This is a genomic window from Stenotrophomonas geniculata ATCC 19374 = JCM 13324 (assembly GCF_001431625.1).
GTDB classification, from domain to species: Bacteria; Pseudomonadota; Gammaproteobacteria; order Xanthomonadales; family Xanthomonadaceae; genus Stenotrophomonas; species Stenotrophomonas geniculata.
Genome location: NZ_LLXT01000005.1, coordinates 1 through 14,935, shown reverse-complemented (window position 1 = coordinate 14,935; position 14,935 = coordinate 1). Strand labels below are relative to the sequence as shown.

Sequence of the window (14,935 nt, the reverse complement as noted above, 5' to 3'; positions counted from 1 at the left end):
ACTGTGCCCCGCCTTCGACAGTTGACCGGTGGCCAGTAGATCCACGCCATGCGTGGATGAATCTCTGTCAGATATCGAAATTCAAACTGGGGTCAGATCCGTTTTCCTTCGGAAAACGGATCTGACCCCGTCGGCATGTCCAACAGCTCGCAAGAATCTGTCGAAGGCGGGGTGGGTCCGGTTGCGGGAGTGTCCGCGGCATGGATGCCGCGGCCAAGCCCCCAAGGACGGGTTTACGGCGTCCCCCGCCACCGGACCCACCCCGCCAACCCACAGCAAACCAGCCTTTGCTCCGGCCGTTGTCGTTGCAGTTGCCTCTGCGGGTGCAGGGCGCAGCCCTGCCGAACCACTCCGAACCCTTACTGGAGCAGGGAACGCAGCATCCAGGCGTACTTCTCGTGCGTCTGCAGCCGCTGGGTCATCAGATCCTCGGTCGGGGCGTCGTCACCCTTGGCCGCCACCTCCAGCACTTCACGCGCCGTACGGCAGACCGCTTCGTTGGCGACCACCAACTGGCGTACCATTTCACGCCAGTCCGCACTGTCGGTCAGGCCCGGTTCCTCGGCGATCGAGGTCAGCGCAGCGAATTCCCGGTAGGAGCCCGGGGCATTGAAGCCCAGCGCGCGGATGCGCTCGGCCACGTCGTCCAGTGCCGCCCACTGTTCGGTGTACTGCGTCTCGAACATGGTGTGCAGCGAGTTGAACATCGACCCGGTCACATTCCAGTGGAAGTTGTGCGTCTTCAGGTAGAGCGTGAACGCATCAGCCTGGAAGCGCGACAGACCGTCGGCGATCTTCTTGCGGTCGCCCTGGGTGATCCCGATATCGATGTTCGGCGCCGACGGTGCCGCCGCTGCAAGCTTCTGCTTGCCGGTCTTGGCCTTGGTCGTGCTCTTGGTCTTCGCCATGGGGTTCCTCCTTGTGGAATCGTTGGCCTTCACAATAAACCGGTCGTGATGACTGGTCGCTTTCAAAGTTTTGAACGAACCGATTGATGAACTCTATCGATAAAAATCCATCGCCCCGACTGCGCCAACAGCGCGCCGCCATCGACGGCGCCATGAGCCGCGACCGGGGCCGTTTGCTGGGGATGCTCTCGCGGTGCCAGGCCAAGCCACAGGATGCGGCACTGGCCGCCACCTTCGAGCAGGCCTTGCAGGCGTCGGTGCAGCGCCGGATGACACGGGCGCAGCAGCAGCCGTCCATTACTCTGGACCCGCAGCTGCCGATTGCGCGTGAAGCCGACGCGATCATCAAGCTGATCCGCGACCATCAGGTCGTGGTGATCGCCGGTGAAACCGGCTCGGGCAAGACCACCCAGCTGCCGAAACTGTGCCTGGCCGCAGGCCGTGGCCAGGCCGGCATGATCGGCTGCACCCAGCCGCGACGGATTGCCGCACGCGCAGTGGCCAGCCGCGTGGCGCAGGAACTGCAGAGCGAACTGGGCCAGCTGGTCGGCTACCAGGTGCGCTTCAACGACAAGGTCAGCGAAGACAGCCGCATCAAGTTCATGACCGACGGCATCCTGCTGGCGGAGATCGCCAGCGACCGCTGGTTGTCGAACTACGACACGATCATCGTCGACGAGGCGCACGAACGCAGCCTCAACATCGACTTCCTGCTGGGCTACCTGAAGCAGCTGCTGCGCAAGCGCCCGGACCTGAAGCTGATCGTCACCTCGGCCACCATCGACACCGAACGCTTCGCCCAGCACTTCGACAATGCGCCGGTGATCAGCGTGGAAGGCCGCACCTACCCGGTGGAAGTGCGCTACCGCGCGCTGGAAGGCGAGGGCGAACAGGAGGGCGAGCGCACCGTCAACGACGCCATCGTGTCGGCCATCGACGAGATCACCCGCCTGGATGCGCGCGGCGACGTGCTGATCTTCCTGCCGGGCGAGCGCGAGATCCGCGATGTGCACCAGTCGCTGGAACGGCGCAAGTACCGCAACACCGAGGTGCTGCCGCTGTACGCGCGGCTGTCCAACCAGGACCAGGACCGGGTGTTCAACCCGGGGCCGAACCGGCGCATCGTGCTGGCCACCAACGTGGCGGAAACTTCGCTGACGGTGCCGCGCATCCGCTATGTGGTCGATCCGGGCTTTGCTCGCGTCAAGCGCTACAGCCCGCGCAACAAGCTGGACCGCCTGCACATCGAGCCGATCTCGCAGGCCAGCGCCAACCAGCGCAAGGGCCGCTGCGGGCGTATCGCCGAGGGCATCTGCTACCGCCTGTACGCCGAGTCTGATTTCCAGGCGCGGCCGGAGTTCACCGATCCGGAAATCCGCCGCTCCAGCCTGGCCGGGGTGATCCTGCGCATGCTGCAGCTGGGCCTGGGCCGCATCGAGGAATTCCCGTTCCTGGAAGCACCGGACGAGCGCGCGGTAGCCGATGGCTGGCAGCAGCTGACCGAACTGGGCGCGATCGATGCCGAGCGGCGCATGACCACCATCGGCAAGCAGATGGCACGCCTGCCGGTGGACGTGAAGCTGGCGCGCATGCTGGTCGCTGCGCAGGCTGCCGGTTGCCTGCGGCCGATGCTGGTGATCGCCTCGTTCCTGGGCATCCAGGACCCGCGCGAACGCCCGCCCGAAGCACGCGGTGCGGCCGACAGCGCACATGCGCAGTTCGCCGATGGCCGCTCTGAGTTTGTCGGCGTGCTGCGCCTGTGGGATGGCTACCGGCAGGCCCACGAAGACCTGACCCAGTCCAAGCTGCGCGACTGGTGTGGCCGTCATTTCCTCGGCTTCCTGCGCATGCGCGAGTGGCGCGAGCTGCATCGCCAGCTTCGCCTGCTGTGCGAAGAACTGGGCTGGAAGGAAGAGGCCAACGAGGCCTCGATGGCACCGTTGCTGGCCGGCAGCAGTGCGCCGGCACCGGCGCGTGACGACGCCGCGGCGGTGAAAGCCACCCGGGGCCAGCTGCACCGTGCCGCGCGCCTGGCCCGCGAAGGCAAGGCCGAGGCCGCACCGATGCCGGTGGCCGTGCGTGCGCAGAAGGAACAGACGCCAGTTGGCGGCGGTTTCAGTGAACGCGTGCGCGCCGCCGCCTACCAGAGCCTGCACCGGGCGCTGGTGGCGGGCCTGCCGACGCAGATCGGCCACCGCACCGAGAAGGGCGATTTCCAGGCACCACGCCAGCGCCGCTTCCTGCCGTTCCCCGGTTCGGCGCTGTCCAAGCGGCCGCCGCCGTGGCTGCTGGTGGCCAACCTGCTGGATACGCAGAAGGTGTGGGGCATGACCCTGGCCGCGATCGAGCCGGACTGGGTAATCGCCGAACTGCCGCACCTGCTGCTGCGCAAGCACTTCGATCCGCACTGGTCGCGCGCGCAGGGACAGGTGCTCGCGTCCGAGCAGATCAGCCTGTTCGGCCTGGTGCTGGCGCCGAAGAAGCCGGTGCACTACGGCCGCATCGAACCGGGCGAAGCGCATGACATCTTCGTGCGTCAGGCGCTGGTGACCGGCGAGATCAACACCCGCGCCAGCTTCGTGGCCGACAACCAGAAAGTGCTGGAGACGGCCCGCGAGGAAGAAGCCAAGCTGCGCCGCGCCGGCATCGTCGCCGACGAGGACTGGCAGGCGCGCTGGTACCTGGACCGGGTGCCGCCGCAGATCCATTCGGCGGCGGGGCTGGATACCTGGTGGAAGGGGCTGGCGCCGGAACAGCGCAAGACCCTGCACTGGTCGCTGGTCGATCTGTTACCGGGTGAGGGCAGTGAACAGGAGCGCTATCCGAAGTACCTGGCGCTGGGCCAGGCGCGCTTGCCGCTGCACTACCGCTTCGAACCGGGTGCCGACGACGATGGCGTGACCCTGGATGTGCCGCTGCACCTGCTCAATGCGCTGGACCCAGTGCAACTGGGTTGGCTGGCGCCGGGTTTCGTCGCCGACAAGGCCTCTGCATTGATCCGCAGCCTGCCCAAGGCGATGCGCCGCAACTACGTGCCGGCGCCGGACTTCGGCCGCGCGTTCTACGAGGCGTTCCCGCAGCCCAGCGCCGATGCCATCACCGGCGAACTGGCGCGTTTCCTGTCGCGCGCAACCGGCGCGACCGTGACCGCGCTCGATTTCGAGCCCGGTTCGATCGAACCGCACCTGCACATGAACCTGCGGCTGCGCGACGAGCAGGGCAAGGTGCTGGCGACCTCGCGCGATCTGGATGCACTGCGCGCCAAATTCGGCGGTCGTGCCGGCGATGCGTTCGCTGCACGCGCCGGCCGCGAGATGGCGGCCGATGGCCTGCGTACGTTCCCGGCCACGCCGATTCCGCTGCAGGTGCCCGGTGAAGCGGGCGTGCCGGCGTATCCGGCATTGCTGGACGAGGGCGACAGCGTGGCGCTGCGCATCTTCGCCGACCGCCAGCAGGCGCTGGAGGCCCATCCGCTCGGCGTGCGCCGCCTGCTGGAAATCGCCTTGGCCGAGAAGGTGAAGCAGGCGCGCAAGCAGCTGCCGGTCGGTGCCAAGACCGGCCTGCTGTATGCCGCGATCGAATCGCAGGAGCGCCTGCGTGGCGACCTGGTCGATGCCGCGATGAACGCGGTGCTGGCCGAGGGCCTGGAAGACATCCGCGATGCGGTGACCTTCGAGCAGCGACGCGAGCATGCGGCCAAGGCCCTGTTCGGTGAGGCGATGTCGCGGCTGAAACTGGCCGAAACGATCCTGGGCCTGGTGGCGGAACTGAAGCCGATGCTGGAAGCACCGTTGATGGGCTGGGCGCGCGGCAACCTGGACGACATGGAAGCGCAGCTGGCCGGCCTGATCCATCCCGGCTTCCTGCGCGACACGCCGGCTGACGCGCTGGCGCAGTATCCGCGCTACCTGAAGGCGATGATCCTGCGCACCGAGCGTGCCAAGCGTGATCCGCCACGTGACCAGGCGCGCATGCTGGAACTGCACCCGTTCCTGGAAGCGCTGGAAGTGGGGGAGCAGCAGGGACTGCGCGAGCGCCCGCAATGGCAGGCGCTGCGCTGGGATCTGGAAGAGCTGCGGGTGTCACTGTTCGCGCAGGAGCTGGGGGCACGCACCGGCATCTCGGCGAAGAAGCTGGCGCAGCGGGTGACCGCATTGCGCCAGGCGTGAATCCGGTCCTGTGGAACCGAGCCGGCGCTCGACTGCTGGCGATGGACGATGGCGGTCCATCGGAAAGCAGCGGAGCATCGGCCAGACTCCACGGGACGGGTAAGCCGTTACTTGGTACGGCGCACCTTCGGTTGTACGTTCACGCCTTCGATCTTCATGTACCAGACACCGAGCATTCCGGGCTTGATACTGACGTTTGGCGACTGCTTGCGTACCCCTGGGGTCGTGGATGTGTCGGTCTGCTCCCATTCCTGGCCGTTGTCCAGCACGTAGACGCGGCCTTTGCCGAAGCCGCGGAATTCGCCCTGCAGCACGCCGACAATCGGCTCGCTGCTGCCGAAATCGAAGAAGCCGCGATTCTTCACGATCACTTCCTGGCGGCCTTCCTCGCGTGCCGATTCCCGTACGGCGGCAACCGCCTGGGTGGTGGCCGCTTCGACCTTGCCCTGCAGCCAGCGGTTCAGCGTGGCCAGTTCCTGCGCGCTGAGCTTGTCCAGGCCAGCAGCCTTGAACTCGGCCGGTGACATCTGCTGCTGCAGGTCCCCCTCCACCACGCGCTGGGCCAGCGCAGGCGCCGACAGGGACAGCAACAGTGCGGCACAGGCCAGCAGCCGTAGGCGGAAACGCGGGGCGATCGAGGACATGTCGGGACTCTCCTGGGTTTGACCGCGAGTGTAACGGCATGTCTTCATGCCGGGTGATGGTGGCCGCGGTGATTGTCCCTGAACGGCGCCGGCGCTAGTGTAGAGGCCTCTGTCTTGCCTGCTCGATGCTGTGAACCGCGCTTCCGTCCCCGGCCTGGATGCCTTGTTGAACCGTCCCTCGGCAGCCGTGCTGCCTGCTCCGCTGCGCCAGGCCCTGCGCGGGCACTGGGAAGCGCCGGAATGCGACCACCAGATGCGCGCCAGCTGGTCGGTGCTGGGTGACACCCTCGACGCACTGGCGATGCTCTCCGCCGACGAAGGCGCGGTGGTCGCGGCCCTGCTGTTCGACCTGCCTGGCCTGCGGGCTAGCCTGGAACAGCTGCCGCTGGGCAACCACAAGGCCGCGGTGATCGGCCTGCTGGATGGTCAGGACGCCGCCGACCCGGTGTGGGCGCTGCATGCCGGCCGTGAGGCAGGGCGCAACAGCGAAGGCCTGCGCCGCCTGCTGCTGGCGATCATCCGCGACCTGCGCGTGGTGCCCATCCTGCTGGCCCGGCAGCTGGCGCGGATGCGCGCGGCCGACAAGCTGGATGACGAGCAACGCCGCGCGCTGGCACAGCTGACACGCGACATCCACGCGCCATTGGCCAACCGCCTGGGCATCTGGCAGCTGAAGTGGGAGCTGGAGGACCTGGCGTTCCGCCACCTGGAACCGGAGACCTACCGTCGCATTGCGCGGGAGGTGGACGAAACCCGCATCGCCCGCGAGCGTTACGTCGAGAACGTCAAGAAGGTGCTGTCGCGCGAGCTGGTCGCGCAGGGCATCAAGGCCGAGGTCAGCGGCCGTCCAAAGCACATCTACAGCATCTGGCGGAAGATGCAGAAGAAGCGTCTGGCGTTCGACCAGCTGTATGACATCCGTGCGGTGCGCGTGATGGTCGACGACGTCGCCGCCTGCTATGCCGCGCTGGGCGTGGTGCATGCACTGTGGGCGCCGGTGCCGAGCGAGTTCGACGATTACATCGCCCGGCCCAAGGCCAACGACTATCGCTCGCTGCATACCGCCGTGGTCGGCCCGGAAGGGCGCACCATCGAAGTGCAGATCCGTACCCATGAGATGCACTCGCAGGCCGAGCTGGGCGTGGCCGCGCACTGGAAGTACAAGGAAGGTGGCAAGGGCGCGGAGAAGTCCTTCGACCGCAAGATCACCTGGATGCGCCAGCTGCTGGAGCAGGCGCAGGACGGGCAGGGCAATGAGCTGGCTGGGGCGCTCGATGCCGAGCTGACCGAAGACCGGGTCTATGCACTCAGCCCGAAGGATGAGGTGCTGGATCTGCCGCAGGGCGCCACGCCGCTCGATTTCGCCTACCAAGTGCACACCATGGTGGGCCACCGCTGCCGGGGCGCCAAGGTCAACGGTCGCATCGTGCCGCTGACCTATCGCCTGCGCAGCGGCGACCGCGTCGAGATCCTGACCGGCAAGGAGGCCGACCCCCGCCGCGACTGGCTGATGCCGGCCAACGGCTTCCTGGCCAGCAACCGCTCGCGCGAAAAGGTACGCAGCTGGTTCCACAAGCTGGACCGCGCGCGCAACGTGCAGGCCGGGCGCGAACTGCTTGAGCGCGAGCTGAAGCGTCTGGGCCTGCAGCACTCGGACCTGGCGGTGGCGGCGAAGAAGTTCCATGCCGACAGCGTTGACGATCTCTACATCCAGGTGGCGCTGGGCGATACCGGCCCGAACCAGGTCAGCCGTACCCTGCTGGAAGCCGAACGCGCAGCGAGCCAGCCGGCGCCCGCGCCGGCCTTGCCGCGGCCGACCGCGCGCCGCGAGAACCTGGGCAAGTCCAAGTTCACCGTGCAGGGCGTGGGCAACCTGCTGGTGCAGCTGGCACGCTGCTGCCAGCCGGTGGCTGGCGAGCCGATCGTCGGCTACCTGACCCGTAGCCGTGGTGTCACCGTGCATCGTGCAGACTGTGCCGCGCTGGCCCGGCTGGCAGCCACCAGCCCGCAGCGCATCCTGCCGGTGGAGTGGGGCCAGGCCGGCGGCGGCTACGAAGTGGACGTGGTGGTCACTGCGGTCGACCGCCGCTGGTTGCTGAAGGACATCACCAACCTGATCGCCCAGGAAGACGCCTACGTGCTCGACATTCACAGTGACAATGTACGCAACAGTGGCCGTGCCCACCTGCGCCTGCGCCTGAAGGTGAGCGACTACGGCCAGCTGTCGACCCTGCTCGGCAAGCTGGATGCGCTGCCCGGCGTGAGCGAGGCGCGTCGCCTCGGCTGAGCTTCACGCTGCCCCGGCTACCCTGCACGCATGGAACGCGAGCCCCCGCATCGCCCGCATGGCGCTGAACACCCTGCGCTGGACCGCGTCCGCCGCGAAGGCCGTTGGTGGTGGCTGCAGGCACGCCACGCGCGCCGGGTGTGGCGCTGGGCGCTGGTCGCGGCGCTGGCGGTGTTCGTGCTGCTGGTGCTGCTGCGCAAGCCATTGGCCGACTGGTTCTGGGATGAGCCGAAGATCGAACAGTTGCTGGCCGAAGGTGACCGCGCGCTTGCCACCGGCCGGTTGAGCGCGGCCGACGGCACTGGTGCGCGCGAGCGCTACCAGGCCGTGCTGGCGCTGGATGGTGATCGTCCGCAGGCCCGCGAAGGCCTGGCCCGTACCGGCGCCGCGGCCCTGCAGCAGGCCAGCGAAAAACTGCAGGCCAACGACCTCGAGGGCAGCGCGAAGGCGCTGGCACTGGCCCGGGAACTGCAGGTGCCGCAGGCCGATGCGGACGCCGTGGCTCGCCAGCTGCAGGCCCGTCGCAGTGCAGGCACCGGCATCGGTGCACTGCTGGCGCAGGCGCGCAACGCCTTTGCAGCGGGCCGGCTGGACGAAGGTGACAGCAGCGCGCTGCCCCTGTTCCAGCGCATCCTGGCATTGCAGCCGGACAATCTGCCGGCGCTGGAAGGTCGCGAGGACGCACTGAGCGATCTGCTGCAGCAGGCCCGCATCCTGGCCGGGCGCGGCGAGCTGGCCGAGGCAGCGACGATACTGCAGCGTGCGCGCCAGTTCGATGCCGGCCACGCCGATCTGCCCGCAAGCCAGGAAGCATTGGCACAGGCTGTCGACCAGCGCCTGCGCCAGGCCCAGCGCGCCTTGCAGCGGCGGCAGCTGGAATCGGCAGCGAAGGGATTCCTCGCCGTGCTGGCAGTGGCGGTTGATGATTCCAGTGCCCAGCGCGGCCGCGAACAGACCTTGCAGGCGGTGCTGGCGCGCAGCCAGAAGCGGGCCGACGACTTCCAGTTCGAGGCGGCGCAGGCCGATTCCGCGCTGGCGGCGGAACTGGGTGCTTCGCCGGCCGCGCAACAGCAGCTCGCGCAACGCCTGCAGCGCGCACAACAGGCGCAGAAGGCGCTGCAGCAGCCGGCGGTCAGCAACACGCAACGCGAACGCCAACTGCGCGACCACCTGCGCAGGATCGAGCGCGCCGAACGTGCCGGGCAATGGATCAGCCCCCCCGGCCACAGTGCGTTCGACGCGTTGCGCGAAGCGCAGTCACTGGCGCCACGCGATGCACGGGTGAAGGCTGCCGCAGCGCGGCTGCTGCCCGCCAGCCGCCGCTGCTTCGACGACAACCTGCGGCAGAACCGCGTGCAGGCCGCAGGTGCCTGCCTGCAGGCCTGGCAGACCCTGTCGCCGACCGCGATCGGACTTCCCTCGGCACGCCTGCGCCTGGCCCAGCGCTGGCTGGCGATCGGCAGCGAACGGCTCGGCAACGGCGACCTGGCTTTCGCGGCGCATGCTGCCGGACAGGCCCGTTTGCTGCAGCCGGACCTGGCCGAGCTGCCAGCGTTCGAAGACCGCCTGCGCCGCGCAGGCGGGCGCCCGGATTAGGTGAAGAACACCCGCTGCACGGTTGCCCGGGCAGCGTCCAGCGAGAAGTGCTCTGCGATGTTGGCCAGGCCGGCATCGGACAGCTGCTGCCACAGCTGCGGATCCTGGTACAGGCGGACCACCGCATCGGCGAAGCCCGCCGCATCATCGGCCACCAGCACGTCCTGGCCCGGGCGCAGGTGCATCCCTTCCACGGCGCAGGTGGTACCTACCACCGGCTGGCCATGGGCCATGCTCAGGTTGATCTTGCCTTTCACGCCGGCACCGAAGCGCAGCGGCGCGATGGAAATGCGTGCGCCGTCCATGTAGGGCGTGATGTCCTCGACGAAACCGTGCATCTGCACGCCGGGTTGGCGTGCGGCCAATGCCAGCAGCGAATCGGGTGTGGCGGCACCGATGCAGTGCAGGCGTACATCGGGCAGACGGGCGCGGATGCCGGCGAAGACTTCGCCGATGAACCACTCCATGGCATCCAGGTTCGGCGGATGGCGGAAGCCGCCGACAAACACCAGATCATGGCGCTGTTCGAACGGCCTGCCGGCGCCGGCGACGTCGTGCAGGTTGGAGATCAGCTCCACCTGCACGGACGGGGCATCGGCCTGCAGCTGCTCACGCTCGGCGGCACTGACCAGCACGGTGACGTCGCACTGCTCCATCACCGCCAGCTCGCTGGCGCGGGTGCGCTCGGCGGTGCGCAGCAGCCCGGCATCACCGGCGACTTCGGCACCACGGCGTTCGCGCAGGTAGTGCAGGTCCACGGTGTCGAACACGGTGCGTGCCTGTGGCGCATAGCGCTCCAGCAGCGGCAGGCACTCGTGGGCGACATGGTGGCGGACCAGCAGCGCCACGTGGAAGCGTGCACCGTGCGTTCGCAGCCAGCTGGCGACGCCATCGAGGAACGGTGCATACCAGACTTCCACGCCCATCCGCTGCAGTGCTTCGGTGGCGGCACCGCCATGTTCGCGGCGGGTGGGAACAAACACCACATGAGCGCCGCCCTGCAGCAGCAGGCGGATCAGGTTCACCTGGCGCAGTGACGCGGAATCGCGATCCGGTTGCGGTACTTCCTCGTCCAGGATCAGCACCTGGCGTCGGCCACGCAGCAGCAGCGCCGGTGACGGCACTTCGCCCACCGCCGGATGGCGGGCCAGCTCGGTGGCCCAGCGGGCGGCGAAGATGGCCTGGTTGCGCACCTGATAGGCCTTCACTCCACTGCCGGTGTCGGTGCCGTTGCTGGTGCCCTCGTCGTGGATCACCCGGCTGGCCGGCTGAACCAGCACGCGCAGGCCCTGTGCACGCACGCGGAAGGCCAGGTCGGTGTCCTCGTAGTAGGCCGGCTTGTAGCGGGTATCGAAGCCATCCAGCTGCTGCCAGAGGGCGCGCGGCAGCATCAGCGCCGCACCGGAGCAGTAGTCGACGTCGCGCAGGCTGGCAAAACGCGGGTCGTCCGCGGCCTCGAAACGGCCATAGCTCCAGCCGCTGCCGTTGGCGAAGATCACCCCCCCTGATTCCTGCAGGCGGCCATCCGGGTACAGCAGCTGGCTGCCGACCAGGCCGGCGCCGGGCGTGCTGGCGAACGTGTCCAGCAGAGCGTCGAGCCAGCCCGGCTGCGGCACCGTATCGTTGTTGAGCAGCACCACGTAGCGGCCGCGTGCGCGCGACACGCCATCGTTGCAGGCCTCGATGAAGCCGCCGTTTTGCTCGCGCACTTCGTAGCGCAGTCCGGCTACCTGCGGCATCCACTGCACGGTGGTGTCGCTGCTGCCGTCATCCACTACCAGGATCTCGCACGCGGCCAGCGGCGGATGTGCCGCCAGGGCGCGCAGGCAGGCCAGGGTGTGGCCGGCGTGGTTATAGACCGGGATGACGATGCTCACTTCCGGCGTCTCGCTGAACGACACCGTGAAGGGGGCGAAATCCTGTGCCGGCGGCAGGAACAGCGGCGTTCGCGGCGCGGGAACGGCGCGCTGGGTATGCACGCGGATGCGCTGCCAGGTCGCCCGCCACCCACGGGTACGCAGGCTGGCCAGGCTCCGGCGGGCCAGGCCCGTGAGGCGGTTGATCAGGTATCGGATCTCGGCCAGGGACATCGCCATCCGGTTGCAACTCCAGCTTAAGCAGGGGAACCCGGGAGAATCCGCCAGCCGCAGCGGCTGGGGTAGACTCGCCAGACCCTACATTCTCGCATTCCCGTGCCCCGACGCTACGATTCCGACGACATCGACGATTTCGACGACGACGACCAGCAGGACAACGGCCCGCTGTGGCGGCGTCGCCTGATCACCTGGAGCATGGCTGCGGTCGCGTTGGGATTGGGTTTCCTCATTCCCTATACGCTGTACCTGAACCAGCAGGTGACCCAGCGTTTCGGTGAACTGCGCTGGCAGATCCCGACGCGTGTCTATGCGCGCCCGCTGGTGCTCACCCCCGGCAAGGCGATGGATGCGTCCACGCTGAAGACCGAGCTGGCCGCCTCCGCCTACCGCGATGACGGCCAGGGCAAGGAGCCGGCCACCTATGCGGTGAACGGCGGGCGCTTCGTCATCTCCAGCCGCGGCTACAACGACGTCGATGGCCGGGTTGCCCCGCGCCGGCTCGAGCTGTCGCTGGCCGATGGTGCGGTCGCCTCGCTGCGCGACGCCGACAACCGCAAGGCGTTGAAGGCTGCGCGCCTTGACCCGGCCCGCATCGCGACCCTGTACGGCCAGAAGCAGGAAGAACGCCGCCTGATCCGCATGGACGAGGCGCCGGACCTGCTGGTGACCGGCCTGCAGGCGGTGGAGGACAAGGACTTCAACCGCCACCACGGCATCGACCTGTCCGGCATTGCGCGCGCGGTGTGGGTGACCATTCGCTCCGGTGGCCAGAGCCGCCAGGGCGCCTCCACGCTGACCCAGCAGTTGGCCCGCAGCGGCCTGCTCGGCATCGGCAAGGAACAAACGGTCACCCGCAAATTCAACGAAGTGCTGTACGCGCTGATCATGGAAGCGCGCTACGACAAGCGCACCATCTTCGAGGCCTACCTCAACCAGGTGTACCTGGGCCAGCGTGGCAGCCAGGCGATCCATGGCATGTCGTCCGGTGCCGAGTTCTGGTTCGGCCGCGACCTGCAGTCGCTGGAGACCGAGCAGATCGCGCTGCTGATCGGGCTGGTCAAGGGCCCGTCCTTCTACGACCCGCGTCGCAATCCAGAACGTGCGCTGGATCGCCGCAACTTCGTGCTGGGCAAACTGCACGAAGCCACGCTGATCGATGACGCCGAGTACCAACGTGCGTTGAAGGCCCCGCTGGGCGTGCCCAAGACGCCGGGCCTGGTTGCCGCCAACCGCTTCCCCGCCTATGTCGATCTGGTCCGCCGCCAGCTGGGCCACGACTATCCGGAATCGGCGCTGCAGGGCGCCGGCCTGAGCGTGATGACCGGCATGTCGCCGTCCGCGCAGGCCTATGCCGAAGGCGCGGTGACCCGCACCATCAAGTCGCTGGAAAGCAAGCGCCGCCCCGAACTGCAGGCCGGCATGGTGCTGACCGACGTGCACAACGGTGACGTGCTGGCGGTCATCGGCAGCCGTGAGGTGTCCGAGGTCGGCTTCAATCGAGCGATCGAAGCACAGCGTCCGGTCGGCTCGCTGCTGAAGCCGTTCGTCTACCTGCTGGCGCTGGCGCAGCCGGACCGCTACTCGCTGGCCAGCTGGGTCGACGATTCGCCGGTGACGGTGCAGCTCGGCCGTGGCCGCAACTGGAACCCGGGCAACGCGGACAACCGCAGCCACGGCACGGTGCGCCTGATCGATGCGTTGGCGCATTCCTACAACCAGGCCACGGTGCGCGTGGGCATGCAGGTCGGCCCCGAGCGCGTGACCCAGCTGATCCACGTACTGGCCGGCATCAAGGCCGAGGCCAACCCGGCGGTGATCCTCGGCTCGACCGACCAGAGCCCGTACGCGATGGCACAGCTGTACCAGTTCCTCGCGTCCGGTGGCGAGATCCAACCGCTGCATGCGGTGCGTGGCGTGCTTGATCCGCAGGGCAAGCTGCTCAAGCGTTACGACAAGACCCCGGCACCGGCGCAGGAGGGCGACTCGATTGCCGCCAACCTGATCAGTGTCGGCCTGCAGCAGGTGGTTGCCAGCGGCACCGCGCAGCGGCTCAACGCTGATGGCCTCGGCCGCCTGCAGCCGGCCGGCAAGACCGGTACCACCAACGATGGTCGCGACAGCTGGTACGCCGGTTACACCGGCGATCATCTGGCGGTGATCTGGATCGGCAACGACCAGAACGAGCAGGCCGGCCTGTACGGTGCCACCGGCGCGATGCGGGTCTGGTCGGGTATCTTCCAGCGCCTGCCGAGTGCTCCGCTGAGGGTCAGCAACAAGGGCCTGGACTGGCAGTCGGTGGCGCCCACCGGACTCAACAGCACGGATGAAGGCTGCCCGGGCGCGCGTCGTTTCCCGTTCGTGGTGGGCTATGCACCGGCCTATGCACCGTGCGCGCCGGCGGTGTCGCCGGACGGGCAGGGTGCCGAAGGCGAGGGCGGTGGCTGGCGCAGCTGGTTCGGCCTGGACCGCAAGCCGGAAGCGCCTGCCGAACCTGCCGCGGCTCCCGCCGCCGCCACTCCTCCCCCGAGCCGATGATGCCGATGAACATGCGATCCCTGCTGCAGCCCCTGGCCCTGACCGGCCTCAGCCTGGCCCTGGCCGCCTGCGTGACCAGTGCGCCGCCGGTGGTCACGCCGGTGGATACCACTACGCCGGCACAGCGCCTGGCTGCGGTGGATGCGGCCGCAGGTCCTGATGACAAGGAGCTGTCGGTGCAGCCGCTGCGTGATTCGCAGGTGGAAGACCTGCGGGTGACCGCGCAGGCGCAACGCCAGGCGAACGACCTGGCCGGTGCCGCCAGCAGCCTGGACCACGCGCTGGAAATCGTCGCCGGCGACCCGGCGGTACTGCAGGAACGTGCCGAACTGGCGCTGCTGCAGGGGCAGTGGGCGCAGGCGGAGACGTTCGCGCGCAAGGCGGTGGATCTGGGCTCGAAGACGGGGCCGCTGTGCCGGCGGCACTGGGCGACGATCGAGCAGTCGCGCCTGGCGCGGGGCGAGAAGGAAAATGCGGTGTCGGCGCATGCGCAGCTGGAAGGCTGCACCGTGCCGGGGATCAAGCGGTACTGAATTTTCAGCCAACGGCGCAGCCCCTCGTGGCTGGCCGCAAAATGCGGGTCATGTGATTGGGCCGGGCGGGTGGGCTGCGCAGGGGGCGCTGCAAGTACGTCCATGTAAGCTCGGTCGCCGCATCCATTGGGCTCACGCCCCTGCGCAGCCCCCCTCCACGCCCCCGG

The 14,935-nt window shown here is 68.2% G+C and carries 8 protein-coding genes; 5 read left to right on the top strand and 3 right to left on the bottom strand.

Features of this window, described 5'->3' with window-relative positions; all coding sequences use genetic code 11:
- Positions 1–359: 359 nt before the first annotated feature.
- Positions 360–908 (bottom strand): Dps family protein, encoded by a 549-nt coding sequence (locus ARC63_RS00505; protein ID WP_005410730.1) that lies wholly within the window; start codon positions 906–908, stop codon positions 360–362.
- Between the two features lie 86 nt (positions 909–994).
- Here ARC63_RS00505 and hrpA point away from each other — a divergent pair, with 86 nt between their 5' ends.
- A complete protein-coding gene (gene hrpA, locus ARC63_RS00500; protein ID WP_057502258.1) occupies positions 995–5,077 on the top strand; it encodes an ATP-dependent RNA helicase HrpA in 4,083 nt (1,360 codons plus the stop codon).
- A gap of 107 nt (positions 5,078–5,184) precedes the next feature.
- On the opposite strand, the gene ARC63_RS00495 is transcribed toward hrpA, so the two are convergent.
- Complete coding sequence (locus tag ARC63_RS00495; RefSeq protein WP_057502257.1) at positions 5,185–5,721, bottom strand: hypothetical protein; 537 nt, start codon at positions 5,719–5,721, stop codon at positions 5,185–5,187.
- 130 nt (positions 5,722–5,851) lie between these two features.
- Here ARC63_RS00495 and ARC63_RS00490 point away from each other — a divergent pair, with 130 nt between their 5' ends.
- Positions 5,852–8,008 (top strand): RelA/SpoT family protein, encoded by a 2,157-nt coding sequence (locus tag ARC63_RS00490; RefSeq protein ID WP_057502256.1) that lies wholly within the window; start codon positions 5,852–5,854, stop codon positions 8,006–8,008.
- Positions 8,009–8,038: 30 nt separating this feature from the next.
- Positions 8,039–9,604, top strand: a complete 1,566-nt coding sequence (locus tag ARC63_RS00485) for a hypothetical protein (RefSeq protein ID WP_057502255.1) — start codon at positions 8,039–8,041, stop codon at positions 9,602–9,604.
- Here the strand turns inward: ARC63_RS00485 and ARC63_RS00480 are convergent.
- Positions 9,601–11,700, bottom strand: coding sequence for a glycosyltransferase (locus tag ARC63_RS00480; protein WP_057502254.1), 2,100 nt, complete (start codon positions 11,698–11,700; stop codon positions 9,601–9,603). The genes ARC63_RS00485 and ARC63_RS00480 overlap by 4 nt on opposite strands.
- A 96-nt stretch (positions 11,701–11,796) precedes the next feature.
- Between ARC63_RS00480 and mrcB the strand changes: the two genes are divergently transcribed.
- Complete coding sequence (mrcB, locus tag ARC63_RS00475; protein WP_043399215.1) at positions 11,797–14,235, top strand: penicillin-binding protein 1B; 2,439 nt, start codon at positions 11,797–11,799, stop codon at positions 14,233–14,235.
- On the top strand, positions 14,232–14,768 hold the full coding sequence (locus ARC63_RS00470; RefSeq protein ID WP_029379774.1) for a hypothetical protein: 537 nt from the start codon (positions 14,232–14,234) through the stop codon (positions 14,766–14,768). The genes mrcB and ARC63_RS00470 overlap by 4 nt, the downstream gene beginning before the upstream one ends.
- Positions 14,769–14,935: the final 167 nt, after the last annotated feature.